22 protein-coding genes are annotated in these 26,465 nt (G+C 70.1%); 12 read left to right on the top strand and 10 right to left on the bottom strand.

What is annotated here, in order from left to right; translation table 11 throughout:
* Nucleotides 1-107: 107 nt before the first annotated feature.
* Nucleotides 108-1,691 (bottom strand): citramalate synthase, encoded by a 1,584-nt coding sequence (gene cimA / locus DLJ58_RS06620; protein ID WP_124854327.1) that lies wholly within the window; start codon nt 1,689-1,691, stop codon nt 108-110.
* A gap of 316 nt (nt 1,692-2,007) precedes the next feature.
* Here cimA and DLJ58_RS06615 point away from each other — a divergent pair, with 316 nt between their 5' ends.
* The 4 genes from DLJ58_RS06615 to DLJ58_RS06600 all read left to right on the top strand — a co-directional run bounded on the left by DLJ58_RS06615 (nt 2,008) and on the right by DLJ58_RS06600 (nt 4,225).
* On the top strand, nt 2,008-2,202 hold the full coding sequence (locus DLJ58_RS06615; protein ID WP_112582047.1) for a hypothetical protein: 195 nt from the start codon (nt 2,008-2,010) through the stop codon (nt 2,200-2,202).
* A 2-nt stretch (nt 2,203-2,204) separates the two neighbouring features.
* Complete coding sequence (gene ahpD, locus DLJ58_RS06610; RefSeq protein WP_124854326.1) at nt 2,205-2,735, top strand: alkylhydroperoxidase, AhpD family; 531 nt, start codon at nt 2,205-2,207, stop codon at nt 2,733-2,735.
* A 205-nt stretch (nt 2,736-2,940) separates the two neighbouring features.
* The gene (locus tag DLJ58_RS06605) at nt 2,941-3,399 is read left to right on the top strand and encodes a PRC-barrel domain containing protein (RefSeq protein ID WP_124854325.1); all 459 of its coding nucleotides are present in this window, start codon (nt 2,941-2,943) and stop codon (nt 3,397-3,399) included.
* A gap of 55 nt (nt 3,400-3,454) precedes the next feature.
* Entirely contained in the window at nt 3,455-4,225 is a 771-nt protein-coding gene (locus DLJ58_RS06600; protein ID WP_244218818.1) for a tyrosine-protein phosphatase, read from the top strand.
* A gap of 51 nt (nt 4,226-4,276) precedes the next feature.
* Here the strand turns inward: DLJ58_RS06600 and DLJ58_RS06595 are convergent, their stop codons facing one another.
* Both DLJ58_RS06595 and DLJ58_RS06590 read right to left on the bottom strand, forming a co-directional pair.
* Entirely contained in the window at nt 4,277-5,374 is a 1,098-nt protein-coding gene (locus tag DLJ58_RS06595) for a branched-chain amino acid aminotransferase (protein WP_124854323.1), read from the bottom strand.
* A gap of 155 nt (nt 5,375-5,529) precedes the next feature.
* Complete coding sequence (locus tag DLJ58_RS06590) at nt 5,530-6,561, bottom strand: 3-isopropylmalate dehydrogenase (protein WP_124854322.1); 1,032 nt, start codon at nt 6,559-6,561, stop codon at nt 5,530-5,532.
* Between the two features lie 229 nt (nt 6,562-6,790).
* Here DLJ58_RS06590 and DLJ58_RS06585 point away from each other — a divergent pair, with 229 nt between their 5' ends.
* Both DLJ58_RS06585 and DLJ58_RS06580 read left to right on the top strand, forming a co-directional pair.
* Nucleotides 6,791-7,633 carry an FAD:protein FMN transferase gene (locus DLJ58_RS06585; protein WP_124854321.1) on the top strand — a complete coding sequence of 281 codons (843 nt, stop codon included), beginning with the start codon at nt 6,791-6,793 and terminating at the stop codon, nt 7,631-7,633.
* A gap of 309 nt (nt 7,634-7,942) precedes the next feature.
* Nucleotides 7,943-8,299, top strand: coding sequence for a hypothetical protein (locus DLJ58_RS06580; protein WP_091393184.1), 357 nt, complete (start codon nt 7,943-7,945; stop codon nt 8,297-8,299).
* Nucleotides 8,300-8,375: 76 nt separating this feature from the next.
* Here DLJ58_RS06580 and serA read toward each other — a convergent pair whose 3' ends face one another.
* Nucleotides 8,376-9,974, bottom strand: coding sequence for a phosphoglycerate dehydrogenase (gene serA / locus DLJ58_RS06575; RefSeq protein ID WP_124854320.1), 1,599 nt, complete (start codon nt 9,972-9,974; stop codon nt 8,376-8,378).
* 267 nt (nt 9,975-10,241) lie between these two features.
* Here serA and DLJ58_RS06570 point away from each other — a divergent pair, with 267 nt between their 5' ends.
* Nucleotides 10,242-11,231, top strand: a complete 990-nt coding sequence (locus DLJ58_RS06570) for a hypothetical protein (protein WP_124854319.1) — start codon at nt 10,242-10,244, stop codon at nt 11,229-11,231.
* An 83-nt stretch (nt 11,232-11,314) separates the two neighbouring features.
* On the opposite strand, the gene ilvC is transcribed toward DLJ58_RS06570, so the two are convergent.
* The 4 genes from ilvC to DLJ58_RS06550 form a co-directional block, all read right to left on the bottom strand.
* Entirely contained in the window at nt 11,315-12,328 is a 1,014-nt protein-coding gene (ilvC, locus tag DLJ58_RS06565) for a ketol-acid reductoisomerase (RefSeq protein WP_112625850.1), read from the bottom strand.
* Between the two features lie 95 nt (nt 12,329-12,423).
* Nucleotides 12,424-12,939 carry an acetolactate synthase small subunit gene (gene ilvN / locus DLJ58_RS06560; RefSeq protein WP_088946549.1) on the bottom strand — a complete coding sequence of 172 codons (516 nt, stop codon included), beginning with the start codon at nt 12,937-12,939 and terminating at the stop codon, nt 12,424-12,426.
* Nucleotides 12,939-14,807: an acetolactate synthase large subunit gene (locus DLJ58_RS06555; RefSeq protein ID WP_124854318.1), complete on the bottom strand. Its 1,869-nt coding sequence runs from the start codon at nt 14,805-14,807 to the stop codon at nt 12,939-12,941. Before DLJ58_RS06555 ends, ilvN begins: the two co-directional genes overlap by 1 nt.
* A gap of 188 nt (nt 14,808-14,995) precedes the next feature.
* Nucleotides 14,996-17,350, bottom strand: a complete 2,355-nt coding sequence (locus tag DLJ58_RS06550) for a putative bifunctional diguanylate cyclase/phosphodiesterase (RefSeq protein ID WP_425271296.1) — start codon at nt 17,348-17,350, stop codon at nt 14,996-14,998.
* 128 nt (nt 17,351-17,478) lie between these two features.
* On the opposite strand from DLJ58_RS06550, the gene ilvD reads away from it, so the two are divergent.
* The 3 genes from ilvD to DLJ58_RS06535 all read left to right on the top strand — a co-directional run bounded on the left by ilvD (nt 17,479) and on the right by DLJ58_RS06535 (nt 22,227).
* Entirely contained in the window at nt 17,479-19,326 is a 1,848-nt protein-coding gene (ilvD, locus tag DLJ58_RS06545) for a dihydroxy-acid dehydratase (RefSeq protein ID WP_112730699.1), read from the top strand.
* A 166-nt stretch (nt 19,327-19,492) separates the two neighbouring features.
* A complete protein-coding gene (locus tag DLJ58_RS06540; protein WP_124854316.1) occupies nt 19,493-20,359 on the top strand; it encodes a hypothetical protein in 867 nt (288 codons plus the stop codon).
* 608 nt (nt 20,360-20,967) lie between these two features.
* Complete coding sequence (locus tag DLJ58_RS06535; RefSeq protein WP_244218817.1) at nt 20,968-22,227, top strand: S1 family peptidase; 1,260 nt, start codon at nt 20,968-20,970, stop codon at nt 22,225-22,227.
* A gap of 211 nt (nt 22,228-22,438) precedes the next feature.
* Here the strand turns inward: DLJ58_RS06535 and DLJ58_RS06530 are convergent, their stop codons facing one another.
* Complete coding sequence (locus DLJ58_RS06530; protein ID WP_158629553.1) at nt 22,439-23,266, bottom strand: DUF3152 domain-containing protein; 828 nt, start codon at nt 23,264-23,266, stop codon at nt 22,439-22,441.
* Nucleotides 23,267-23,430: 164 nt separating this feature from the next.
* Complete coding sequence (locus DLJ58_RS06525; RefSeq protein WP_208740897.1) at nt 23,431-24,609, bottom strand: ROK family transcriptional regulator; 1,179 nt, start codon at nt 24,607-24,609, stop codon at nt 23,431-23,433.
* Between the two features lie 163 nt (nt 24,610-24,772).
* Here DLJ58_RS06525 and DLJ58_RS06520 point away from each other — a divergent pair, with 163 nt between their 5' ends.
* Both DLJ58_RS06520 and DLJ58_RS06515 read left to right on the top strand, forming a co-directional pair.
* Nucleotides 24,773-25,501, top strand: a complete 729-nt coding sequence (locus tag DLJ58_RS06520) for an amino acid ABC transporter ATP-binding protein (RefSeq protein ID WP_124854328.1) — start codon at nt 24,773-24,775, stop codon at nt 25,499-25,501.
* 19 nt (nt 25,502-25,520) lie between these two features.
* Nucleotides 25,521-26,465 (top strand): glutamate ABC transporter substrate-binding protein (locus tag DLJ58_RS06515; RefSeq protein ID WP_208740895.1); only part of this gene is annotated, 945 nt, incomplete at its 3' end.

Below are 26,465 nucleotides of genomic sequence, written 5' to 3'. Positions count from 1 at the left end.
CTAACCCACCCCACCCCGTCGATCTTGCACTTACTGTCCCGGCATCAGCGATAAAAGCCGCAGACCGTCGACACAAAGTGCAAGATCGCGAGAGTGGGGGGTGGGGGTTAGACGGAGGTGGGGGCTAGGCCGTAGGTCAGGGCGTCTACCAGGGCGTGCCAACTGGCTTCGACCACGTTGGGGTGGACGCCTACCGTGGTCCAGTCGCGGCCGTTGCCGTTCGAGGTTTCCAGCAGGACCCGGGTGACCGCGCCGGTGCCGTGACTGCCCTCCAGGATGCGCACCTTGTAGTCGGCCAACTCGAAGTCGCGCAGCTGCGGATAGTGCCGCGCCAGCCCCACCCGCAGCGCCTCGTCGAGCGCGTTGACCGGGCCGTTGCCCTCGGCGGTGGCGATCACCCGCTCACCACGTACCCGGATCTTCACGGTCGCCTCGGAGACCACCGCGCCGTCCTCGCGGTGCTCGACCAACACCCGGTACGACTCCAGGGTGAACGGTCGGGCCGGGCTGCCCTCCGGCAGCTCGGAGCGGACCAGCAACTCGAAGGACGCGTCGGCCGCCTCGAAGGACCAGCCACCCGCCTCCAGCTCCTTGACCCGCTTGGTGACCCGGGTCAGGGCGTCGGGGCTGCCGGCCAGGTCCAGGCCGAGCTCACGACTCTTGAGCTCGACGCTGGCCCGACCGGCCATCTCGGTGACCAGGATCCGCATGTCGTTGCCCACCACCGACGGGTCCACGTGGTTGTAGAGCAACGGGTCGACCTTGATTGCGCTCGCGTGCAACCCCGCCTTGTGGGCGAAGGCAGCGGCCCCGGCGTACGCCTGGTGGGTGTCGGGGGCGATGTTGGCGATCTCGGCGATGGCGTGCGAGACCCGCACCATCTGCGCCAGGCAGCCCTCCGGTAGGACGGGCATGCCGAGCTTGAGTTGGAGGTTGGCGACGACCGCGAAGATGTCGGCGTTGCCCGGGCGTTCGCCGTACCCGTTGGCGGTGCCCTGCACGTGGCGGACGCCCGCCTCCACGGCGGCGATGGTGTTGGCCACCGCGCAGGCGGTGTCGTTCTGGGCGTGCATACCGAGCAGCCCGGCGTCGATCCCCAGCCTGCTCGTCAGGTCGTGGATCACGGCGGTCACCTGGGACGGCAGCATGCCGCCGTTGGTGTCGCAGAGCACCATCCGCTCGGCGCCGGCGGCGAGCGCGGTCTGCACCACGGCCGCGCCGTACGCGGGGTCGTGCCGGTAGCCGTCGAAGAAGTGTTCGCCGTCGACGAAGACCCGTCGACCCTCGCGGACGAGGTGGTCGACGGTGTCGTGGATCATCGCGAGGTTCTCCGCGCCGGTGGTACGCAGCGCGCGTTCGACGTGCCGGGTGTCGGCCTTGGCGACCAGGGCCACGGCCGGGGTCTGCGCGTCCAGCAGGGCGCGCACCTGGGGGTCGTCCGCGACCGCAACGCCGGCCTTGCGGGTGGCGCCGAACGCGACGAGTACGGCGTGCCGCAGGTCCAGCTCGGTGCGGGCGCGGCGGAAGAACTCGGTGTCCTTGGGCACCGCGCCCGGCCAGCCGCCCTCGATGAAGCCGACGCCGAACTCGTCGAGCAGCCGGGCCACGGCCAGCTTGTCGACCACCGAGTAGGTGAGCCCCTCGCGCTGAGCGCCGTCGCGCAACGTGGTGTCGAAGACCTGGAACGTCATCAGGATCCTTTCTCGGAGCAACAAAAAGACCTCCCGCGGATGCGGGAGGTCTGCGCGCTCGGCAGAGGGGAGAGCCGGCGCGCTAGGTCGCAATAATCAGGGCGGTACTGGTCACGCTGGCCACTCTGCCACTCCTCCCCCGAATTTGGGAGGAGCAATCCACATAGCGGGATGGTGACTGAGGGTTCGTTCACCCCTGACCAACGCTCGTGATCGGCTTCACAAGCCACCGGGCCACTCATCGGCGGAAACAGCCATGCGGAAACATCTGGAACGGATCCGATGATGGCCACCGCGCCGTCTGCAAGGAGGACCTGTGCTCACCGTCAGTGACCGCTTACCTGAGCACGGACTCGCCGCCTGCGTATCGCTGGGCGCCAACAACGCGTCCAGGACGATCAACCACACGTCCCACGAGGGCACGTGGTGTGTGGTCTTCGTCGGGCCGATGGATTTCACCTCCATCAGCCCGACGGAGATCGCCGACGAGACCCCCGCCGCCGGAGTCTGACCATGGGCCTGGACGCGATCAAGGCAGCCCTGCCGGAGTACGCCAAGGACATCAGGCTCAACCTCAGCTCCACCATCGGTTCCTCGGCGTTGACCCCGGTGCAGACCTGGGGCACCGCACTGGCCTGCGCGGTGACCGCTCGCAACCCGGTGGTGCTGCGGGAGATCGCGGCCGAGGCGCTCGGGCACCTCGGGCCGGAGGGTGTCGAGGCGGCCAAGGGCGCTGCGGCGATCATGGCGATGAACAACATCTACTACCGGGCCAAGCACCTGATCGGCGACGAGCGGTACGCCTCGATGCCGGCCCGACTGCGGATGCAGATCATCGCAAGGCCGGGGGTGGACAAGGGCGACTTCGAGCTCTGGTGCCTCGCCGTGTCGGCCATCACGGGCTGTGGGGTGTGCCTGGAGTTGCACGAGAAGAAGCTGCGCGGCAGCGGCTTCACCCGGGAGCAGCTGCACGAGGCCCTGCGGATCTCCGCAGTGGTGCACGCCGCGGCGGTCACCCTGGACGCCGAAGCCGCACTGGCCTGAACACGTACGCCCCGACGGCCGAGGCCGCATGTCGCGGCCCCCTGCCGTACACCGCGCTTCGCCCTGTCGCCGTGCGGCGACCCGTCGCCGCGCCGCGTCGCGTACCGCTGCCTGTCGCCGTTTCCGGCCCCCGACGGCCGGGTAGCTCCTGCGGGGACGCACCCACCTACGCCGAGACGATCGGCGACAGTCAGGAGTGAACGGCATGGACAGGATCGATCCGCACGCCACCCACGCCGGGCCGGACCCGCTGCGCGGCGGCGACCAGGGCACGGTGCCCGGCGGCGCGCCGGCCGGCACGTTCGACCCCTGGCGCTACCGGGACCACGCCAGCGTGGCCGACGTGGACCTGGTCGGCTACAAGGTCGAGGCCACCGACGGTGGAATCGGCAAGATCGACAGCGCCAGTCACGAGGTCGGCGGCAGCTACCTGGTCGTGGACACCGGGCCCTGGATCTTCGGCAAGAAGGTGATGTTGCCGGCCGGCACCGTCAACCAGGTCGACCACGACCAGCGCACCGTCTCCGTCGACCGGACCCGGGACCAGATCAAGGCTGCCCCGGAGTACGACGAGACCAGCCACAGCGACCCGAGCTACCGGGATCAGCTGGGTGGCTACTACGACGAGACGTACGGCGCGCTCCCGCCCGGCACCGCACGGTGACTGTTCGACCCGACGGCCGGTGGGGCGCTGCCCCACCGGCCGTTACCGTGTGAACGTGGACGCCATCGACGACAGCCGACAGATTCCGCTCCCCGCCACCTTCAACTTCCGCGACGTCGGTGGCTACCTCGGCCACGACGACCGATCCGTACGCCGAGGCCGGCTCTACCGCTCCGACTCGCTGCACCGCCTCACCGAGCAGGACCGGGACGCGTTCGCCGCGATCGGGATCCGCACCGTCATCGACCTGCGCCGCCCCACCGAGGTGGAGCGCGACGGTCGGGTGCCGGCGTACCAGGGGCTGGCCTACCGGAACATCCACCCGGAGCACGCCGACTGGGCGGGTACGCCGCACGAGGAGGGCGCCAGCCTGGCCCGGTACCTCGCGGACCGGTACGCGGACCTGGCCCAGACCGGCACCACCGGGCTGGCCGAGGCGGTCGGCCTGATCGCCGACTCCGCCAACGCCCCGGTGGTGGTGCACTGCGTCGCCGGCAAGGACCGCACCGGCATCGTGTGCGCGCTGACCCTCGCCGTGCTCGGCGTCGACGACGCGGACATCACCGCGGACTACGCGCTCAGCAGTGCGGCGTCGGCCCGGTACAGCGCCTGGCTGGCCTCCATCACCCCGGGCGGCGTGGATGTGCCGGCGCCGTTCCTGAGCTCGCCTGCCGAGGCGATGCAGATCTTCCTGGACGAGCTGCGCGCGGGGCACGGCTCGGTCGAGGCGTACCTGCGCCACGCCGGGGTGACCGACGAGCAGCTCGCCGCGCTCCGCGACCACCTGCTCGACGAGCCCACCAAGGCGGAGCCCACCGACGCGTAGGGCCGACTGCGCCGGCCCATCCGGGTGGACGGGCCGGCGAAGCGACGGAGATCAGAAGACCCGCTGCACCCAGCCGTGCGGGTCGGCCGCCTTGCCCCGCTGGATGTCGACCAACTGCTGACGCAGGGCCATGGTGACCCGGCCGGGCTCGCCACCGCCGATCAGGAACTCGCCGTCCGGGAAGCGGACCCCACCGATCGGGGTGACCACCGCGGCGGTGCCGCACGCGAAAACCTCGCGGAGGCGACCGCTGGCGGCGTCGGCCTGCCAGTCGGCGAAGCTGACCGGCCGCTCCTCGACCTGGTGTCCGGCCGCGCCGGCCAGCGCGAGGACGGCGTCGCGGGTGATGCCCGGCAGGATCGTGCCGGTCAACGGTGGGGTGACCACCGTGCCGTCGTCGTAGACGAAGAAGACGTTCATGCCGCCCAGCTCGTCGACGAACCGGCGCTCCACAGCGTCCAGGAAGACGACCTGGTCACAGCCGGCCTCGATGGCCTCTGCCTGGGCGGCGAGCGACGCGGCGTAGTTGCCGCCGCACTTGGCCGCGCCGGTGCCACCGGGCGCGGCCCGGGTGTAGTCCGGAGAGACCCAGACGGTGACCGGCTTGACGCCACCGGTGAAGTACGCACCGACCGGTGAGGCGATCACCATGTAGAGGTACTCGTTGGCCGGGCGGACGCCGAGGAAGACCTCGCTGGCGAACATGAACGGCCGCAGGTAGAGGCTGCCGTCCTCGCCGGTGGGGATCCACTCCCGGTCGATCTCGATGAGCTTGTGCAGCGAGTCGACGAACACCTCCGGCGGCAGCACCGGCATCGCCATCCGCTGCGCGGAGGTGGCGAAGCGGGCCGCGTTGGCGTCCGGCCGGAACATCGTCACGCCACCGTCGGCCGTGCGGTACGCCTTGAGCCCCTCGAAGATCTCCTGCGCGTAGTGCAGCACCGCGCTGGCCGGGTCCATCGGGATCGGGGCACGGGCTTCCACCCGGGCGTCGTACCAGCCCTTGCCGTCGGCGTAACGGACGGTGACCATGTGGTCGGTGAAGACACGGCCGAACCCGGGATTTACCAGCAGCGCGGCCCGATCGGCGGCGGATACCGGCGCGAGATTCGGACGGATCTCGAAGTCGAGCTTGTCACCACCGCTCATCGCGCTGACCTCCCTGCGGAACAACGGCATGCGGGACCGCACACCGACATGGCTGTGCCAGGAACTTACCCCGAACGGTCGTTAAGCGGGTAGCGCCGGTCGGGCTGCCCGTGGCGGACCGACCTCAGGGCCGGTTGCCGCTCGGGCCGAGGTGATCAGGCTACGGCGTGAGCGGCGAGCCGGTCGCCGACCTCCTCGGTACGCAGCGTTGCACCCGGCGCCCGGCTGGCCAGCTCGGCGGCGACCGCCGCGTTGACCCGAGCAGCCGACTCGCTGTGCCCGAGCTGCTCCAGCAGCAACGCGGCGGAGAGCACCGCGGCGACCGGGTCGGCGATGCCCTGCCCGGCGATGTCCGGAGCCGAGCCGTGCACCGGCTCGAACATCGAGGGGTACGCCCCCTGGGGGTTGATGCAGCCGCTGGCGGCCAGCCCGATGCCACCGGTGACGGCCGCGGCGATGTCGGTGAGGATGTCGCCGAAGAGGTTGTCGGTGACCACCACGTCGTAGCGCTGCGGCTGGGTGACCAGGAACATGGCCGCCGCGTCGACGTGCTGGTACTCGGTTTCGATGTCCGGGTGCTCGGCAGCGACCGCGTCGAACGTACGCGCCCAGAGCGACCCGGCGTGGGTGAGCACGTTGGTCTTGTGCACGAGGGTGACCTTGCGCCGCTCCCGGCGGCCGGCGCGGGCGAACGCGTCGCGGATCACCCGCTCCACGCCGTGCCGGGTGTTCAGGCTCTCCTCGGTGGCGACCTCGGCCGGGGTGTCCCGGTGCAGGGAACCGCCGGCACCGGCGTAGAGCCCCTCGGTGCCCTCGCGCACCACCACGAGGTCGACCTCGCCCGGCTTCACGTTGCCCAGCGGGCCGGCGACCCCGGGCCAGAGCCGGGACGGGCGCAGGTTGACGTACTGGTCGAAGGCGAAACGGAGCTTGAGCAGCAGCCCTCGCTCCAGCACGCCCGGCGGGACCGTCGGGTCACCGACCGCACCGAGCAGGATCGCGTCGTGCCCGGCCAGCTCGGTCAGCACCGAGTCGGGCAGCACTTCGCCGGTACGGTGCCAGCGGGCGGCACCGAGGTCGTACTCGGTGGCCTGCACGCCGGGCAGCACCGCGTCGAGGACCTTGCGGGCCTGCGCGACCACCTCGGGCCCGATGCCGTCTCCGGCCACCACCGCGATCCGCGCCACGACCGCACTCCTCTGCTCAACGGTTCCGTTCGGGGCAACGGTACGTTGCCGTCCCGCCTCCCGGTACGCTGGGTCCACAAGTTGGGATGCGGGAATGCACAGCACCCTCTCAGCTGAGACTCATGAGGCGGTCATCTCCGCTGCCTACGGTGGTAGTCAGTGGGTCGCGGCGGCCCGCTGACCAACGGGGTCGCGATGACGCGGCGCCATGTGCGAGGGGGCAGATGCGATGCGCATCGACGAGCAGCCACGGACCCGCTGGCCGGACCCGTCCGCGTTCCGCAACCGCCGACCGGACCTGCGACTCGGCAGCCGCCGGCAGCGGATCGACCCGGCCGCGGCCACCGAGGGCCGGATCGCGGTGGAGCACACCGTACGCACCGCGACCGCCGAGTACACCCTGCTGCTCAACGCACCCGAGTCGCTCGGCCGCCGGGGCGTGGGCGAGGCGCTGCGGGACAGCGTCGCCGAGTTGCGCGCCATCGACCTCACCTACGGCCCCAACCGACCGGAGAGCCTGGTCTCCCGGCTGCGTCGGGGCGAGATCAGCCCGGAGTCGTACCCGCCGCTCGCCGATCTGGTGGACCGCTGCGCCGCGATGCGTGCGGCCACCGACGGGTGGTTCGACGCCTGGGCGGTGCCCGGCGGCTTCGACCCGGGCGGCCTGCTCGGCGGTTGGACGGTGGAACGCGCCGCGGAGCGACTGCGCGCCGCCGGCATCCACGACTATGCCGTACTCGCCGGCGCCGACCTCGTCGTCCGGGGCCGCGCGCCGCACGGCGGACCCTGGCGGGTCGCGGTGCATCACCCGACCGCACCCGAGCGGGCGCCGCTGGTGCTGGAGATGACCGCCGGCGCGATCGGCACCTCCGGGGTGAGCGGGCGGCAGGGGCACGTGGTGGACCCGCACACCGGCGAGCCGGCCGATCACCTCGTCGCCGCCACCGTGGTGGGCCCCGACCTGACGATCGCCGACGCTTACGCCACCGCGCTCTACGCCGCAGGCCCTACCGGCCTGGCGTGGTTCCGGGGCAACTCCGACTATCGCGCGCTCTTCGCGCACCGTCGCTGAGCCGGTCGGGCCCGCGATCGGCCCCCACGGTCTCGGCAACGGCCGTGGGGGCCGGTCAGCGACGAGTGCGCGTGGCTCGCACAACCGAGGGGTGCGGACCGGTCGGGCCGGACGTCGACCGCGCCACCCGAAGACGGGCCGGCGCCTCGAACTCGGCCAGTGACCGCAGTGCGTACGCTAGCGAATCGACGCAACTCGACGCAAGAGTCTCCACACCGGACCGTCGTGACCGCAGACCGCGGTGATCGATGGTTGACCGGCGGCGAGGCAGTTTCGACATGGTGAACGGCGGATGGCACGCTATCCGCCGTGAGTTTCGATCTGAGCGTGTGGGCCCTGGAGGACGGGGCGACGCCCGAGGACGTGCGGACAGCGGTCAACGGTTGCCGGCAGGGGCGACACGTGGACCGCTACCCCGATCCGCGGGTGGTCAGCTTCTACCGGGCGATCACCGCCTCCTATCCGGACCGTCACCCCGGCCCGAACAGCCCGTGGGCGGTGGCGCCGCTGCACGCGGCCCACGACCACGTCGAGCTGAACCTGCACCCGACCTGCGCGGACCAGGTGCTACTGGACATCGAGCGGCTGGCCGGCGAGCACGGTCTGATGCTCTTCGACCCGCAGGACGGCTCGGTCTACCCGCCGCCGGCGCGGTTGCCCGGCTGACCTGACCGGCGCCACGGACGGGAAATGACGAGGGGCCCGGCGAATCGCCAGGCCCCCCACGGTGTTTGTCGTTCTACTACTCGTCGCGCAGGTCGGCGGCGCTGGCCGCCGTGGCGCCGATCGACTCGGCGGCCGAGGTGAGCAGGTCGGCGCCGAGCGCCTGGTCGACGGTGAGCGTCATCAGCGTCTCACCGCCCGCCTCCCGACGAGCCACCTGCATGGCGGCGATGTTGATGCCCGACTCGCCGAGCAGGGTACCGACCGTGCCGACGACACCGGGCCGGTCGGCGTAGCGCAGGAAGAGCAGGATGCCCTCCGCGCCGATCTCCACGTCGAAGCCGTCCACCTCGGTCAGCTTCAGCACGTCCCGAGCGCCGGAGTGGGTGACCGTGCCGGAGACACTGACCGTCCGACCGTCCGGCAGCGCGCCGCGCACCGTGACCAGGGTCGGCTGCTCGGCCGTCTCGACCAGGGTGGCCAGGGTGACCTCGACGCCACGCTCGGCGGCCAGGTGCGGGGCGTTGACGTAGGTGACCTGCTCCTCGACCACGGAGCTGAACAGACCCTTGGTGGCGGCGAGCTTGAGCACCGACACGTCGTGGCTGACGATCTCACCGCGGACCTCGACCGTGACGCTGGCGGCGATCCCACCGGCGACCGCGGTGAACGCCCGGCCGAGCTTCTCCGCCAGCGGCAGCAGCGGCCGAACGTCCTCGGCGACCACACCGCCGGCCTGCACGTTCACCGCGTCCGGGACGAACTCGCCCTGCAACGCCAGCTTGACGCTCTTGGCCACGGCGAGACCGGCCTTGTCCTGCGCCTCGTGGGTGGAGGCGCCCAGGTGCGGGGTGGCCACCACGTTGTCGAAGGCGAACAGCGGCGACGAGGTGCACGGCTCCTTGCTGTACACGTCGACACCGGCGCCGGCGACCCGGCCCTCGGCGATCGCGTCCGCGAGCGCCTGCTCGTCGACCAGCCCACCACGGGCGGCGTTGATGATGCGAACGCCGGGCTTGACGAGCGCCAACTCCTTCTCACCGATCAGGCCCACCGTCTCCGGCGTCTTCGGCAGGTGGATGGAGATGAAGTCGCTCTCCCGCAGCAGCTCCTCCAGCCCGACCAGGCGGACGCCGAGCTGCGCCGCACGGGCCGGCTGGATGTACGGGTCGTACGCGATCAGCCGGGTGCCGAACGCGGCGATACGCGACGCGAAGAGCACCCCGATACGACCGAGCCCCACCACGCCGACCGTCTTGCCCTGGACCTCGACGCCGGTGTACTTCGACCGCTTCCACTCCCCCGCCTTGAGCGCGGAGCTGGCGCTCGCGGTGTTACGGGCGACGGCGAGCAGCAGCGCGACGGCCTGCTCGGCGGCGGAGACGATGTTGGAGGTGGGCGCGTTGACGACCATGACGCCCCGCGCGGTGGCGGCCGGCACCTCGACGTTGTCCAGCCCGACGCCCGCCCGGGCGACCACCTTGAGTCGCGGCGCGGCGGCGACCGCCTCGGCATCGATCTGGGTCGCGCTGCGCACGATGACGGCGTCGGCCTCGGAGAGCGCCGAGAGCAGCGCCGGACGGTCGGTGCCGTCGACGTGACGGACGTCGAAGTCGTGGGCGAGCACCTCGATGGCGGCGGGGGCGAGTTCTTCGGCGATCAGTACGACAGGATTCATCGGTCCTCGTAGAGGTCGTGTTTGCGATCGGCCCGGGCGGCGGGGGGCGCCGCACTGCGCCCTGCGCTGATCCGTGCCGTGGCCGTCAGGTGCCGGCTGCTGCACCTACAGGCGATCGTAGGGGCCCCGCTGGTCGGCGTGTTCCGGTCTTCAGGGTGAGTGCCCTCACACGCCCGGTCGGGCGACGGACATCGGCCGTTCACCGCACCGACACGGTTGCTCCCGCCCGCTACAACCGGAGGCACACCTTTGCGGGAGGATCCGCCCTTGTCGCTCGCCGTGCGCATCACGCTGCTCCGACAGCTGACCCGTGTCGATCTCGCGCGGTTCGGTCCGGTGCTGGCCGAGGCGTTGGTCACCCGGTCCCATCAGGTGAAAATCCGACGCAGCTTCGTGCGTCGGCGCACCGCCGCCGCGGACGAGGCGGTCGCGCTCTACCGACGGCTCGTCCAGGACCGGCCGGGCCGGCACGAGGTGGCACTCGCGCGGGCACTCGTCGCGCAGGGCTCGGTCCCGGACGACCGCACCGTCGAAGCCGCGCTCGCGCAGGGCCGGGAGGCGATCGGGTACGTCGAGAACGCGACCGACCGGAACGGCCTCGTCGTCCTGGCCGCGGCGCAGCTGATGGTGGCCGTGCAACTCCGCACCGACGCACCCCGCGACGCGCTGCCGCTCGCCGACCAGGCCCGGGAGACCTGGCTACGGTGCGCGCCGCTCGGTGCCCGTGAGCGGATGGCGTTGGCCCGGTCCCTCACCGTGCTCGGCTACTGCCGGGCGGCGCTGGGCGAGCCGGCCGAGGCGCTCGCCGCCCGGGAGGAGGCTGTCGAGTTGTTCCGGCGGCTTCCCCTCTGGACACGGCTGAAGTACATGCCCGCCCGGCTCGAGGCGATGAGCGGGCTGGCCGACTCCCTCGCCTCCCATCGCCGGTGGGCCGAAGCGCTGACGCTGGCCGCGGGTGCCCGCGAGGACCTGACCTTCATGAGCCGTTTGGAGCCACTGCGGTTCCGGCCGACGCTCGGCAACCTGTTGTTCGTGATCGCCAGGGCCCACCTGGGGCTTCGCGAACAGGATGCGGCCGTGGCGGCGGCCGAGGAGGCCGTCGGGCACTACCGCTGGCTGGCCGAGCACGACCCCGTTCGGTATCAGCCACGGCTGGTCATCGCGCTACGCACGCTTGCCGGCACTCTCAACGCTCTCGGGCTGCATGAGAAGGCCGCCTGGGCAGCCGCTGAGGCCGAGGCGACGGAAAGCCGCTGACGGAGGGCACTGCGGCCAGCGGCCGGCGACCCGCGCTGGGGAGAGCGCTGGATCGCCGGCCGCTGGTGGACCGGTCGAACGTGTCAGGCGGTCTCGGTGATCGGGCGGTCCACCCAGCTCATCATGCCGCGCAGCTTCTTGCCGGTCTCCTCGATCGGGTGCGCCGCGCCCTCGGCCTGCCACTTGGTGAAGTTGGGCCGGCCGGCCTCGTCCTCGGCGACCCACTCGCGGGCGAACTCGCCGGACTGGATCTCACCCAGGATCTTGCGCATCTCGTCCTTGACCCGGGAGTCGATGATGCGCGAACCACGGGACAGGTCGCCGTACTCGGCGGTGTCGGAGATGCTGTAGCGCATCTTCGCGATGCCGCCCTCGTACATGAGGTCGACGATCAGCTTCAGCTCGTGCAGGCACTCGAAGTAGGCGACCTCCGGGGCGTAGCCCGCCTCGGTGAGCACCTCGAAACCGGTCTGCACCAGCGCCGAGGCGCCGCCGCAGAGCACCGCCTGCTCGCCGAAGAGGTCGGTCTCGGTCTCCTCGGTGAAGGTGGTCTTGATCGCGCCGGCCCGGGTGCCGCCGATCCCCTTGGCGTACGCGAGGGCGAGCGCGAGCGCGTTGCCGCTGGCGTCCTGCTCGACGGCGACGAGACAGGGCACGCCCTTGCCGTCGCTGTACTGGCGGCGGACCAGGTGGCCGGGGCCCTTGGGCGCGACCATCGCCACGTCCACCTCGGCCGGCGGCTTGATCAGGCCGTACCGGATGTTGAAGCCGTGGCCGAAGAAGATCGCCTTGCCGGGGGCGAGGTGCGGGGCGATCGACTCCGCGTAGATCCCACGCTGGGCGGTGTCCGGTGCGAGCACCATGATCACATCGGCCTCGGCGGCGGCCTGTGCGGGCGTGACCACCCGCAGGCCCTGCTCCTCAGCCTTGGGACGGCTCTTCGAGCCCTCCGGCAGACCGATCACCACGTCGACGCCGGAGTCACGCAGCGACAGCGCGTGGGCGTGGCCCTGGCTGCCGTAACCGATCACCGCGACCTTCTTGGCCTGGATCAGGCCGAGGTCGGCATCGTCGTCGTAGTACACCTCAACGCTCATGAGAACTTCCCTTTCGTACGACGGCCGGGGCGGCCCGTCGTGGTCTGTGCGGATGAATTCGCCGGACGGCCGGCCGAGGGCCGACCGGCGGCGGGTCAGGCGGCCCGAAGCGCGGGACCGGCGGTGATCGAACGCGAGCCGCGCCCGATCGCCACCAGCCCGGACTGGACCATTTCCTTGATGCCGAAGGCCTCGAGGTCGCGTAGCAGCGCGTCGAGCTTGTCCGGAGTGCCGGTGGCCTCGATGGTCAGCGTGTCCGGTGCGACGTCGACCACCCGGGCGCGGAACAGGTTGACGGTCTCCAGCACCTGCGACCGCGCGGACCGGTCGGCGCGAACCTTCACCAGTAGCAACTCCCGGGCAACCGAGACCTGCGGATCCAGCTCAACGATCTTGAGCACGTTGACCAGCTTGTTCAGCTGCTTGGTGACCTGCTCCAGCGGGGAGGACTCCGCGTTGACCACGATGGTGATCCGGGAGACGTCCGGGTTCTCGGTCTCGCCGACGGCGAGGCTGTCGATGTTGAACCCACGCCGGGAGAACAGGCCGGAGACCCGGGCGAGCACGCCCGGCTTGTTCTCCACCAGCACGGACAGGGTGTGCATGGTCATTAGATGTCATCCTCGTCGAAGGCCGGGCGGACGCCACGGGCGAACATGATCTCGTCGTTGCTGGTGCCGGCGGCGACCATCGGCCAGACCATCGCGTCCTTGCCGACCACGAAGTCGATCACCACGGGCGCGTCGTTGATCTCCATGGCGGCGGCGATGGTCTTGTCCACGTCGGCCGCGGTCTCGCACCGCAGCCCGACACAGCCCAGGGCCTCGGCGAGCTTGACGAAGTCGGGGATGCGGTGCTTGTGGGTGCCGAGCTCGGTGTTGGAGTAGCGCTCGTTGTAGAAGAGCGTCTGCCACTGTCGGACCATGCCGAGATTGCCGTTGTTGATGACGGCGATCTTGACCGGGATGCCCTCCAACGCGCAGGTGGCCAACTCCTGGTTGGTCATCTGGAAGCAGCCGTCCCCGTCCACCGCCCAGACCACCGTGTCCGGCTTGCCGACCTTGGCGCCCATCGCCGCCGGCACCGCGTAGCCCATCGTGCCGAGGCCGCCGGAATTCAACCAGGTGTACGGCTTCTCGTAGGAGATGAACTGCGACGCCCACATCTGGTGCTGGCCCACCCCGGCCACGAAGATCGCGTCCGGGCCGACGATCTCGCCCAGCCGCTTGATCACGTACTGCGGGGACAGGGTCCCGTCGACCGGCTCGTCGTAGCCCAGCGGGTAACGGTTGCGCAGGTCGTTGAGCTGCGTCCACCAGTCACCGAGGTCGGCGGTGCGCCCCGCCGACCGCTCGGCGGTGACCGCGGCGATCAGCTCGTCGATGACGTGCTTGGCGTCGCCGACGATCGGGACGTCCACGTGCCGGTTCTTGCCGATCTCGGCGGGGTCGATGTCCGCGTGCACCACTGCCGCGTCCGGGGCGAACGAGTCCAGTTTGCCGGTGACCCGGTCGTCGAAGCGTGCGCCCAGCGCGACGATCAGATCCGCCTTCTGCAGGCCGTAGACCGCGGCGACCGTGCCGTGCATGCCGGGCATCCCCAGGTGCTGCTGATGCGAGTCGGGGAACGCGCCGAGCGCCATCAGCGTGGTGACGACCGGGATGCCGGTCAGCTCGGCCAGCCGGCGCAGCCCGTCGGTGGCACCGGCCTTGAGCACCCCGCCGCCCACGTAGAGAACCGGCCGCCGGGCCGCGGCCATCAACCGCGCCGCCTCCCGGATCTGCTTGCCGTGCGGGTGCAGGGTGGGCCGGTAACCGGGCAGGTCCAGGGTGGGTGGCCAGGAGAAGGTGGTCGACGCCTGGAGCACGTCCTTGGGGATGTCGACCAGCACCGGGCCGGGTCGCCCGCTGCTGGCCAGGTGGAACGCCTCGGCCAGCACGCGGGGGATCTCCTCGGCGTTCTGCACGAGGAAGTTGTGCTTGGTGATCGGCAGGGTGATGCCCTGGATGTCCGCCTCCTGGAAGGCGTCGGTGCCGATCGACGGGCGGGCCACCTGCCCGGTGATCGCCACCATCGCCACCGAGTCCATGTACGCGTCGGCGATCGGGGTGACCAGGTTCGTCGCGCCCGGGCCGGAGGTGGCGATGCAGACACCGACCTTGCCGGTGGCCTGCGCGTAGCCGGTCGCCGCGTGCCCCGCGCCCTGCTCGTGCCGCACCAGGATGTGCCGAACCGTCGAGTCGTAGAGCGGGTCGTACGCCGGCAGGATCGCGCCGCCCGGAATGCCGAAGACGACGTCGACGTCGAGCGCCTCAAGGGACCGCACGAGCGAGCCGGCCCCGGAAACCTGGGTCGCGGCGGCGGACCGTACCGCCGGGACGGCCGGGGTGGCCGTGCGCGGGGCGGCCTGGTCGACGTCGGCGGCCGCGCGGGCCCGGCGGGCGGTGTGGGCGAGGGTCTCGGGCGTGGGTTTCGTCATGGCGGTTCTGGCCTTCGGCTGGAGTGGCTGGTGGCTAGTCAAGCGATGCGACGCGGACGGGGCCCGCTTCGCCAGGTTCCGATGGCAATAAAAACGGCCCTCGTGCAGATGCACGGGGCCAGCGCACTCTCGACGAGGGAGAGTGCGCTCAGGTAAGTACTCGCAGCGACCGGTACGACGACATGCGGCTAAGCCTGACGCATCTCACGCGATGAGTCAACTGATCCCACATGTTGGTTAACGGAGGCCGGCGCGTCGACCGCCGACGCGCCATCGTCAGACGGGGTGAGCTGCCCGGACCCGGCCGGAGCGGGCCGTGGTGCGGGCACCGGGGCGGGACGCGCACCCGGTGACGTGGCCGCCTCCAGCATCGCCTCCAGGTGCTCGGCCGGCACCCCCCAGCCGAAGAGCGCGCCCTGCCCGAAGCGGCAACCGGCGGCCACCACCGCGGCCAACTCGGTCGGCGTGGTCACCCCCTCGGCGATCACCTCCAGCCCCAACTGGTGGCCCAACCGCATGACGATGTCGACCATCGGGGCGAACGCCGGGCCGTCCTGGCCGACCGGGCGGACCGGCTCGTGCTCGGCGACCAAACTGTGGTCGATCTTGAGGATGTCGATCGGCAGTCGGCGCAGCTGCCCCAGCGACGAGTAGCCGGCCCCGAAGTCGTCCAGCGCGATCCGGACACCGGTCAACCGCAGCGCGGTGAGCCGCCGGATCAACTCGTCCAGGTCGGTGGCGACCGCGTGCTCGGTGACCTCCAGCACCAGCCGCTGCGGCGGCACGTGGTGGGCGCGCAGCGCCTCGGCGACCTGGACCACGTACTCCGGGGCGTGCAGCTCGCGCGGGGAGACGTTGACCGACACCCAGACGTCGTGCCCGTCCGCCAGCCACCGGGAGAGCTGGTAGCAGGCCTGATGCAGCACCCAGGCGCCGAGCGGGGCGATCATGCCGCACTCCTCGGCGAGCGGGATGAACTCGTCCGGACGCACGTTGCCCAGCTCGGGATGGTGCCAACGGAGCAGCGCCTCGGCGCCGACCGGCCGCACCGACGGCAGCGACGCCACCGGCTGGAAGGCCAACCGCAGCTCGTCGCGGTCGATGGCCCCGCGCAGCTCGTGCTCCACCGTCGTACGCCGACGCAGCAGTTGGTCGTACGCGGCGTCGTACCGCTCGATCCGGTTCTTGCCGCGCTGCTTGGCGTAGCGCAACGCCAGGTCGGCGTGGCGCAGCAGCAGCTCCACGTCCGGCTCGTCGGCCCAGTCGGCCACTCCGATGCTCACCGACAGGAAGACCGGCCCCTCCGGCTGGTCGTAGGGCCGGTTGATCACCCCGAGGAGCCGTTCGGCGACCCGGTCCGCCTCGACTGGCCGGCCCTGCATGAGTACGGCGAACTCGTCGCCACCCAGCCGGGCGGCCACGTCGCCGGGGCGCAGGTTGCCGCGCAGCCGCCGGCCCACCTCGGCCAGCACGGCGTCGCCCACGTCGTGGCCCCGCATGTCGTTGACGTTCTTGAAGCCGTCCAGGTCGAGGCCGAGCAGCACACACGGGTTGTGGTCGGCGGCGTTGCGGTGCAGCGCCCGGAGCAGCCCGCGCCGGTTGGCCAACGACGTCAGCGGATCGGTGTGCGCCAGCTCCCGGAAGTGCGCCTCCCGCTCGGCCAGGCGGTCCGCGTACCCCCGGACGTCGCGAAGTGTGAGGTACTGCCGTGCCACCAGGGCGAAGCCCTCCACGCTGCCGGCCACGATGCCCGCTGCGGTGAAACGGCCGTCCTGGGCGAGGTGGTACATCGCCGAGGCGGCCATCGCCAGCATCGGGGCGATCGCGTATTCACCGTCGCTACCGACCAGGTCAAGGTCGACCTGCCCCGGCCGGTCGGCCCGGTACACCGCGATCGCGACCGTCAGCAGACCGGCGGCGAGCACCGCAGCACCGGTCAGCGCCATGGTCGGCCCGGCCTGGCAGAGCCCGGCGCTGAGACCCAGCCCGCCGCAGGTCACCGCGGTGATGCCGGCACCCAGCGCGGCGAGCCGGCGACGTGGCCTGGCGGCCCGGAAGACGACGATCACGGCGAGCCCGGCACCGAGCGCGGCGCTCACCGTGGCCAACAGGATCGCCGGGCAGGCCATCGGGGTGGCGGCACCGAGCAGCCGGGTGGGCTCGGAGAAGAGCACCCAACCGACGAACCACAGCGCCGCCGCCATGACCAACCCGTCCAGGGCGAGCCGGGCCGTTCCCGCCGCGGTGGCGGCCACCCCGGGCAGCCGCAGAAGCCCGGCGGCTAAGGCCAGGCCGCTCACCGCCATGCCGATCGCCACCACTGTCGCCCAACCGGTGCGCTGCCCCTGCTGGTGGGCCCAGTGGTCGTTCGCACTGAGCGCGGCGGCCACCCCGGCCAGGAGGCTGAGCAGGCCAACACCGGCGGCGGCCGCGAGCAGCAGGTGCGCCGGTCGACGCGGCCGCGTCCGCCGCCGGGCGACGACGGTCAGCAGCACGGCGGCCACCGCGGCGACGAGCCCGCTGAGCGCCGCGACAGCGACCATGCCCGGTGGAAGATGCACGCCTCCAAGAGTGCCGGATGGGCGCACACCATGGGGGCCGAGTGTGCATCTGTTGGGACACGGGAGACACCCGGGTGGGCCGGCGCGCGGGCGGTGTCATGCTGGTATGCATGCCTGAGCTGCGGTCGAGGACCTCCACACACGGTCGGACGATGGCCGGCGCCCGGGCCCTCTGGCGGGCCACCGGGATGACCGACGACGATTTCGGCAAGCCGATCGTCGCCATCGCCAACAGTTTCACCCAGTTCGTGCCTGGTCACGTACATCTCAAGGACATGGGTGGCCTGGTCGCCGACGCGGTCGCCGAGGCCGGCGGGGTGGGCCGGGAGTTCAACACCATCGCCGTCGACGACGGCATCGCGATGGGCCACGGCGGCATGCTCTACTCGCTGCCCAGCCGTGAGCTGATCGCCGACGCGGTCGAATACATGGTCAACGCGCACTGCGCGGACGCCCTGGTCTGCATCTCCAACTGCGACAAGATCACCCCCGGGATGCTGCTGGCCGCGTTGCGGCTCAACATCCCGACCGTCTTCGTCTCCGGCGGCCCGATGGAGGCCGGCAAGACGATGGCGATCGAGGGCGTCGTGCACAGCAAGATCGACCTGATCGACGCGATGATCGCCTCCTCGAACGAGGCGGTCACCGACGAGCAGCTCGGTGAGATCGAACGCTCCGCCTGCCCGACCTGCGGCTCCTGCTCCGGCATGTTCACCGCCAACTCGATGAACTGCCTCACCGAGGCGATCGGGCTCGCGCTGCCCGGCAACGGATCCACGCTGGCCACCCACGCCGCCCGCCGGTCGCTCTTCGTCGAGGCCGGCCGGACCGTCGTGGAGATCTCCAAGCGGTGGTACGACGGCGACGACGACTCGGTGCTGCCGCGTACGGTCGCCTCCAAGGCCGCCTTCGAGAACGCCGTCGCCCTGGACGTGGCGATGGGTGGCTCCACCAACACGGTGCTGCACCTGCTGGCCGCCGCCCGCGAGGCGGAGATGGACTTCGGCGTCACCGACATCGACGCGATCTCCCGGCGGGTGCCGTGCCTGGCCAAGGTCGCACCCAACTCACCGAACTACCACATGGAGGACGTGCACCGGGCCGGCGGCATCCCGGCGATCCTCGGTGAACTGGACCGGGCCGGGCAGCTCAACCGGGACGTGCACGCCGTGCACTCCCCCTCCCTCGCGCAGTGGCTGACCGACTGGGACGTGCGCGGTGGCTCCCCCACCCCGACGGCTGTCGAGCTGTTCCACGCCGCCCCCGGCGGGGTGCGCACCACCGAGCCGTTCTCCACCACCAACCGGTGGTCGTCGCTGGACACCGACGCGGCCGGCGGCTGCATCCGGGACCGCGAGCACGCCTACTCCGCCGACGGTGGGCTGGCCATCCTGCACGGCAACCTGGCACCCGAGGGCAGCGTGGTGAAGACCGCCGGCGTGCCCGACGACTGCCTGACCTTCCGTGGCCCGGCGAAGGTCTACGAGTCGCAGGACGACGCGGTGACCGCGATCCTCGCCAAGCAGGTCGTCGCCGGGGACGTCGTGGTGATCCGGTACGAGGGGCCCAAGGGCGGCCCCGGCATGCAGGAGATGCTCTACCCCACCTCGTTCCTCAAGGGCCGCGGGCTGGGCCGCTCCTGTGCGCTGCTCACCGACGGCCGTTTCTCGGGTGGCACCTCCGGGCTCTCCATCGGGCACGTCTCCCCCGAGGCGGCCTCCGGCGGGCTGATCGCCCTGGTCCGCGACGGCGACGAGGTCGTCATCGACATCCCGGGCCGGTCGATCGAGCTGAACGTTCCCGCCGAGGAGTTGGAGGCGCGCCGGGTGGCCGAGGAGAAGCGCGACAAGCCGTACACCCCGACCGATCGGCAGCGGCCGGTGTCCGCGGCGCTGCGCGCGTACGCCTCGATGGCCACGTCGGCCAGCGACGGTGCCTACCGCCGCGTCCCGGAGTAGCGACCGCGCATGACAATCGACCGCCTGGGGAGTCGCCGGCAAACGACACAATCGGGGCTCTCCGGGCGGGGTGTGGCGGCCGGGCGAGCGGGTCGCGCTGGACGCCGAGAACAGAATCCGCAGTCTCAGGTGCAACCGCGCCGGGGAACTCACCGTCTAGGTACACATGGACACAGTCGATCAGCCGGCTCGCCGGCCACTCTGGGTGGACGCTGCCGCGGTTGTTGCCGTCGTCGTCACCTTGATCCTGGCTGCTCGCCAGCTACGTCCGCTGGTCGAGGCTGCGGCCTTCCTCGCTCGTACCGGCGAAACAGTGATCGCCCTGCCGACCGGGACCTGGTTGCGGGCCGTGGCGTGGGTGGCGGTCAGCATCGCCATCGTCGCGCGGTGGCGCACCGCCGTCCTGCTGGCCGCCTGGTCTGCGGTGCTGTACGAGGTCGCCATTCTCGCGACCAGCTTCACCGGTGGCCGACGCTCAGGGGCGACGCTTGACCTTGGATTGTGGCCCTTGCTCCTGGCGCTCACGGCAGCGGCGCTGTTGAGCGTGGCATCCCCGGTCCAGCGCGGCTTGGTCATTTTGACGCACCGTGGACGTACGCTGCTGGCCGCCGCCGCCTCGACTGCCACGCTCACAGCCGCGGCGATTCCTCTCCTGGGCGAGCCCGGTGCGCCGTCCCAGGCAGGCGACGCCGCTTCGACGATCGAACCCGCGTTTGTCGTCTCCTCACGACTGAGCGCCGCCGTTGCCGCCCTCACATTCGTGGTCGTGCTGGCCCTGGCCGTGGCAGCGGTTTCGGATCTTGGGCCTGCCGTCCGCAGGCGCGTTTTCACGCTGATGGGGGCGGGCGTCGCTGGGTACGCCACGATCCATCTGGGCCTGCCAACGCCGTTCGGCGTATGGGATGGCCAGTTGGTGTCGGCACCCGCTCAAGCCGTGCTGCTCGTGTTGGCACCCGGGCTTGTCCTCGGCGCCGGCCTGTACCTGACCCGGGCGAGCGAGCGAGCTGCGCGGCCACGCGTCGACAGGGCCTGAGAGCCTCGCCGACAGCTCTCGTCGGAGGACACCAGCTGAAGCCGCTGGCGCACGTCGGCGAAACAGCAGGTAGCTGCGCACGCCAGCGCCACTGGCCGCCGCCACATTTACGATGATCATTTCGTTTGGCATTTATACCCCATTCTGCCCTTACACGCCATCTCGGTCGGCGAATTCAGGATGGTTCTTGTGGCGGACGAAGAGACTGCGTACGATCTTCGCCAACGGGGAGGACGTCGAATGAATCTGCAGCAACGAGCCTATTGGCTCCGAAGAGTCGCTAGCTGGATCCCGACCACGGAAAAGCATTAGCAGTCCGTCCGGAATTCGGATCTCACTTCAGCCGTCAGACCTTTCTCTCTCCCCGTCTGACGCTGCCTCAGAAGACTCGAAACCTTCGCACTGAGACAATCTCGATGATGTGCGCCTGCCCTGATCAAGGGGAGGAGTTCCTACGCGCCATCGATATTGGAAGTGAAACAAGCGCCTTCTGGGCATCTCTCAAATTCTTGACGGCTCACTGCCTGCAGCCAAAAGGAAGGCGGTCCTGAATGACATCGAACAATCCACCACGGCTCTCTGGATGGCGCAGCAGCCGACGAGGTATCGTGGCCTCGCTCCTGCTGCTCCCCCTCGTCATGGCACCGTCGAATGTGGCCCTCGCCCAGGACACGGCGAAGCCAGCAAGCGAGGCGAAGCCGGATGCACAATCTATCGAAAACATCGACCCCACGATTCTGGCCACAATGCAAGAGCAGGCCAAGATGCAGCCGGCCGTTCAGGCCTTGTACGAAGAGTATGTGAAGGCGCCGAATTCCGGATTCGCGGGCGTCGCTTTCGAGGGTCCTGGGTTGACTCTTTACTTCAAGGGCTCTTTGACCACCTCCATGGCAAGCGCGGTTGCCCGATCACGGGCCTATGGGCCGATCAAGGTCAGCCCTGCGGCGCATTCGAAGTCCGAACTGGAAGCGAACGCTGAGAAAATCAGCGATACCATCAAGTCTCGGGGCAGCAGCGACATCCAAGCGGTCAGCGTGGAGCACAACGGTAGTGGGCTGGTGATCGAGCGGATCCCGGCCACGCAATCTGCACAGATTGCGACCCGACGTGCAGCCAAGGGAAAGGCGCCGGTCGTTCCCGCAGCCAGCATCATCCGCGATGCTGGACTGAGCGTCCCCGTTCAGGTGACTACCGGCGAAGAGCCCATCGAGCTGATGGCCAGTCGTATTGATGACTTCAGCGCGTGGAACGGCGGTGGCAGATGGGAGTCGTGGCGTAATGGCGCGCAACGGGCCACCTGCACTACGGGGTGGGGCGTCAAGAACGGGGCTGGAACGAAATTTGTGCTGACCGCCGCGCACTGCGCAACAGCGCCGGATATCGCGCGTCAGGGCAAGGGCTCCACCCTTGAGAACATGGGTTCGGTGCACAGCGAGAACTACGGATACGACATCATTCTTATTGGTGCTCAAGGCTCGGGTCTGATCTTCGATGGCACGGCAACGACGTCCACCACCAAGCCAGTCCGCAGCTGGGGATACTGGGCCGCAAACGAGCTGGTATGTCAGTCCGGCGCGACGAGCGGCACCATCTGCGGCCTCAAGCAGCTGAACAGCACCAACATAACGTTTGGCTGCTGCGACTCCGACGGTGACCAGGGTTATACGGTCAAGGGGCTCATCAAGACAACGAAGTCTGCCGGTGGCACCGCCGTCCAACGCGGTGACAGCGGCGGGCCGGTGTTCACCTTGGACGGCACGGGAGTTCGGGCCAAGGGAATCACCTCTGCCGGCTCGGGGTCTACCATGTACTTCCAGGATTGGGCAGATATCGCACGTGAGTACGGGGCATACCCCGTAACTCAATAATTCGAGAATTGATCGTTGGGCGCGGTAGGTGCGACACACCGCACCTACCGCACCTGCGCATCAAGGGTCTGCAGGGCCTGACCGCCGGCAACTGATCAGTTCCGTGTTCGGGCGGGCTCGGCGTCACACCGGGCCCGCCCGTTCCGTTCCGGTACTGCCGGTACGCATGCCGAGCCGCTCACCGGGCAGCGATCACCAGAGATCCGTGCGGTCAGGACGGAGCCCACGGTCCGCTAACGAACTGCCCGTTGCCGACAAACGGGCTGACGTTGGGCACGCACCCGCCCAGGCCCATGGTCTGGGTCATCATGACCGGAGCCGGCTTGCCGCGACCGCCGCACTTCATGTGGGCGAAGCCGAGGAAGTGACCGAACTCGTGATTGATCACGCCGGCGTGGTACTCGTCGATGCTGACCGGGTATCCCGGTGACCCCTGGAGCCAACGCCGCAGGTTGATCATGATGGTCTTGCCGTACTTGCAGGAGTAGACGCCCTCGGTGTCGACGCCGCTCGCGCCGCAGAGTCGGTCCACTGTCCTCGGTGTCGCGAGCCGCACGTCGACGTCGACCTTCGAGGTGCCGACCCGCTGGAAGGACCACGACGCCCGGTTCAGGTTCACCGCCGCATTGGTGACCGGGTGCTGTGCGGATGTGGACCACCCGTTCGGTGCGGCCAACACCTGCTCGATACTCGCCGCGAACCGGTCCGGCTTCCAGGCGGGGATGTCACCCCAGGCGATGCCCTTCTCCACCGAGACGCTGTAGCGCACCCGCTTCTTGCCCTTGCCGATCACGCGACCGGTGCCGGTGGCGGTGGTGAAGGTGCCGGCGGCCCTGGTGGGGATCTGCGCGTCAGTAGGGATCTCCGGAGTCGGGCTGGAGGTCGGCGTGTCGCTGGGGCTCGGATCCGGGTTCTGGGCAGTCGCTCCGGAGAGTGGGACGTCGGCCTGCCCGGACGCCGGTGCCGACAGGCCACAGGCGGCGGTCGCCAGCACCACTGCCAACGAGATCGGCACGAGCAGCCGTCCGTTGATCCGCACGTCGAAACCTCCAGGAGTGATCACGGGCCAGTGAGAACACCGGAAGGCTACGTGACTGCCTGTAAGGAAAATGTCAAGATGATCTGCGGTGGAACCCGGTCAAGGGGTTACATTTCCAACGTAACGCGCAGGGTGAATCACGCTGGGTATCAAAGCAGGCGAGGTCAGGCGGCCGCTACGACGTGGTCGATCACCAGGTGGGCGGCACCGGTGATGCCGACGTCCTGGCCGGCGGCGACCCGTTCGATGAGCAGGGTCTGGGTGGCCAACGGGAGGCACCGCTCGTAGAGGGTGGCCCGCATGCTGGCCAGCAGCGGCTCGCAGTCGGCGAGCCGACCACCGATGGCTACCACCTGCGGGTTGAAGAAGTTGACCACCACGGCCAGGATCTCGCCGACGGCGCGGCCGGCCTGCCGGGCGAGGGCGGTGGCCTGCCGGTCACCGTCGTCGATCAGGCGGATCACACCGGTCAGGTCGGAGACCGGCACGCCCTGCTCCCGGAGCGCGGTGACCAGTGCGGCGCCGCTGGCCACCGCCTCCAGGCAACCGGCGTTGCCACAGGTGCACGGCGGCGCGGGATCGGCCACCACCCGGCAGTGGCTGATGTCCCCGGCCGATCCCTGGGCGCCCCGGTGCAAACGTCCACTGGAGATCACACCGGAGCCGATTCCGGTGCCAGCCTTGATGTAGACGGCGTGGTCCAACTCGGAATGCGCGGTGCGGTGTGCGCCGAGCGCCATCAGGTTGGCGTCGTTGTCCACGATGACCGGCACGTCGACACGGCCGGCGCAGAACGCGGCGACGTCGAAGCCGTTCCAGCCGGGCATCCGCGACGGGCTGACGATCCGCCCGGTGGAGTGCTGCACCGGACCGGGGATCCCGATGCCGACGCCGCGGAGCGCACCTGTGGCCGAGCCGCCGCGCGAGGCCGCCGGATCGCCGTCCACCAGCGTGGCGACCTCGGCCAGCAGTGCGCCGAGCACCGCCTCCGGGCCGTCCTCGATGCGGACCGGCAGGGTGCGGGCCTGGACCACCCGCCCGGAGAGATCCAGTGCACCGACGCGGGCGTGATGCGCGCCGAGGTCGATAGCGCCGACCACGGCGCCGCCGGTGGGCACGGCGAGTTGGCGGGGCCGCCGCCCACCCCGGGACCGCCCGGCGCCGGCCTCCTCCAGCAACCCCTGGCTGATCAACGCCTCGACCCGCTGGGAGACCGTCGACGGGGAGAGCCCGGAGAGGCGGGACAGATCGGCCCGACTGACGGCCGCACCGGTGGCCACCCAGCGCAGTAGCTCCCGGGGGCCGCCCCGGAGGGCGTCGCGTGGCGCGTCGTCAATCGTCACGTCAGCTTCTTAGCACCCGGAGTTTGTTCAAGCAACCGGTTGACTTAGTTTGCTGGCTACCTTTAGATGGCGCTGTTGGTTCGATATGAAGCTGACTTAGTTTTGTAATCGAAGAAAGTGAGGCCGTCTGGTGGCACCGGAGACGACGGGTGCGAACCGACCGATGGTGTCGGTACGCGGCCTGAACAAGTGGTTCGGTCCGCTGCACGTGCTCAAGGACATCGACCTCACGGTGGCCGCCGGCGAGGTGGTCGTCGTGGTGGGGCCCTCCGGCTCCGGCAAGTCGACCCTGTGCCGCTGCCTCAACCGGCTGGAGACCGCCGGGGAGGGCAGCATCGAGATCGACGGCGAGCCGCTGCCCGCCGAGGGCCGCGCGCTGGCCCGGCTGCGGGCTGATGTCGGCATGGTCTTCCAGTCCTTCAACCTCTTCGGCCACAAGACGGTGCTGGACAACATCACTCTCGGCCCCACCCGGGTCCGCCGGATCCCTCGGCCCGAGGCGCGGCAGCAGGCGATGGCCCTGCTGGAGCGCGTCGGTATCGCCGACAAGGCGGACCACCACCCGGCCCAACTCTCCGGCGGGCAGCAGCAGCGGGCCGCGATCGCCCGAGCCCTGGCGATGCAGCCGAAGGTGCTGCTCTTCGACGAACCGACCTCGGCCCTCGACCCGGAAATGGTCAACGAGGTGCTCGACGTGATGGTCTCCCTCGCCGCCGAGGGGATGACCATGATCGTGGTGACCCACGAGATGGGCTTCGCCCGTCGCGCCGCCGACCGGGTGGTCTTCATGGACGACGGCCGGATCGTCGAATCCGGCGCACCCGACGACTTCTTCGCAGCTCCGCGCACCGAGCGGGCCCGCGACTTCCTATCCAAGATCCTCCAGCACTAGCCCCCAACGGGAGGGTGTCATGTCAATCCTCAAGATGAGCTTCACCGGGCGGCGGTCGCTCGCCCTCACCGCCACCGCGGTGGCGGTGGCCCTCGCCACCGCCGGCTGCGGCGGCGACAGCGGCGGCAGCGCTCCGACGCTGCCCGGCAACCCCGGCCTGGGCGGCGACGGCGTGGTCGCCCAGTCGGTGTACGACGCGGCCCCGGTGGCCACCGACGCGGACATCCCGGCCGGTTCCACAATGGAGGCGATCCGCAAGCGCGGCTACCTGAACATCGGTGGATCCCTGGACGCGCCGCTGCTCGCCCAGCAGAACCCGGTCAGCGGCACCATCGAGGGCTTCGACGCCGACATGGCGAAGTTGCTGGCGAAGTACATCATCGGCAAGCCCGAGGTGAAGACGACGACCATCGGCACCCAGACCCGGGAGGCCATGCTCCAGGCCAAGTCGGTGGACGCGGTCTTCCAGACGTACACGATCACCCCGCAGCGGGCCACCCAGGTCGCCTTCGCCGGGCCGTACCTCACCTCCGGCCTCGCCGTCGGTGTCCGCAAGGACGACACCTCGATCAAGAGCGTCAAGGACCTCGCCGGCAAGACCGTGATCGTCGGGGCGAACACCCCGGCCGTCACCGCGCTGCCCTCCGCCGCGCCCGGCTCGAAGCAGATCGCCTTCGGCACCGACCCGCAGGCGTTGCAGGCGCTGCTGCAGAAGCGCGGCGACGCGTACGTGCAGGACTTCACGCTGCTCGCCTCGGGCGCCAAGGCGAACCCGGGGATGAAGGTGGTGGGCGAGCCGTTCACCACCGAGGCCTACGGCATCGGCCTCAACAAGGAGGACGCGCAGTTCAAGGAGTTCGTCAACAACTGGCTGAAGAAGATCCAGGCCGACGGCACGTGGGCGAAGGTCTGGGAAGGCACCCTCGGCTCGGTGGTGGAGGGTGCCGCGCCCACCCTCCACCAC

The organism is Micromonospora arida, from assembly GCF_003857035.1.
In the GTDB taxonomy this organism is placed as follows: Bacteria; Actinomycetota; Actinomycetes; order Mycobacteriales; family Micromonosporaceae; genus Micromonospora; species Micromonospora arida.
The sequence above is the reverse complement of the archived record's forward strand: the minus strand, read 5'-3'. Positions and strand labels throughout refer to the sequence as shown.

Bases quoted from the DNA above. Each gene is read 5' to 3' on its own strand.
- cimA (WP_124854327.1), bottom strand. From the start codon at position 1,691: ATGACGTTCCAGGTCTTCGACACCACGTTGCGCGACGGCGCTCAGCGC.
- ahpD (WP_124854326.1), top strand. From the start codon at position 2,205: ATGGGCCTGGACGCGATCAAGGCAGCCCTGCCGGAGTACGCCAAGGAC.
- DLJ58_RS06605 (WP_124854325.1), top strand. From the start codon at position 2,941: ATGGACAGGATCGATCCGCACGCCACCCACGCCGGGCCGGACCCGCTG.
- DLJ58_RS06595 (WP_124854323.1), bottom strand. From the start codon at position 5,374: ATGAGCGGTGGTGACAAGCTCGACTTCGAGATCCGTCCGAATCTCGCG.
- DLJ58_RS06585 (WP_124854321.1), top strand. From the start codon at position 6,791: ATGCGCATCGACGAGCAGCCACGGACCCGCTGGCCGGACCCGTCCGCG.
- serA (WP_124854320.1), bottom strand. From the start codon at position 9,974: ATGAATCCTGTCGTACTGATCGCCGAAGAACTCGCCCCCGCCGCCATC.
- ilvC (WP_112625850.1), bottom strand. From the start codon at position 12,328: ATGAGCGTTGAGGTGTACTACGACGACGATGCCGACCTCGGCCTGATC.
- ilvN (WP_088946549.1), bottom strand. From the start codon at position 12,939: ATGACCATGCACACCCTGTCCGTGCTGGTGGAGAACAAGCCGGGCGTG.
- DLJ58_RS06555 (WP_124854318.1), bottom strand. From the start codon at position 14,807: ATGACGAAACCCACGCCCGAGACCCTCGCCCACACCGCCCGCCGGGCC.
- DLJ58_RS06550 (WP_425271296.1), bottom strand. From the start codon at position 17,350: ATGGTCGCTGTCGCGGCGCTCAGCGGGCTCGTCGCCGCGGTGGCCGCC.
- ilvD (WP_112730699.1), top strand. From the start codon at position 17,479: ATGCCTGAGCTGCGGTCGAGGACCTCCACACACGGTCGGACGATGGCC.
- DLJ58_RS06540 (WP_124854316.1), top strand. From the start codon at position 19,493: ATGGACACAGTCGATCAGCCGGCTCGCCGGCCACTCTGGGTGGACGCT.
- DLJ58_RS06520 (WP_124854328.1), top strand. From the start codon at position 24,773: ATGGTGTCGGTACGCGGCCTGAACAAGTGGTTCGGTCCGCTGCACGTG.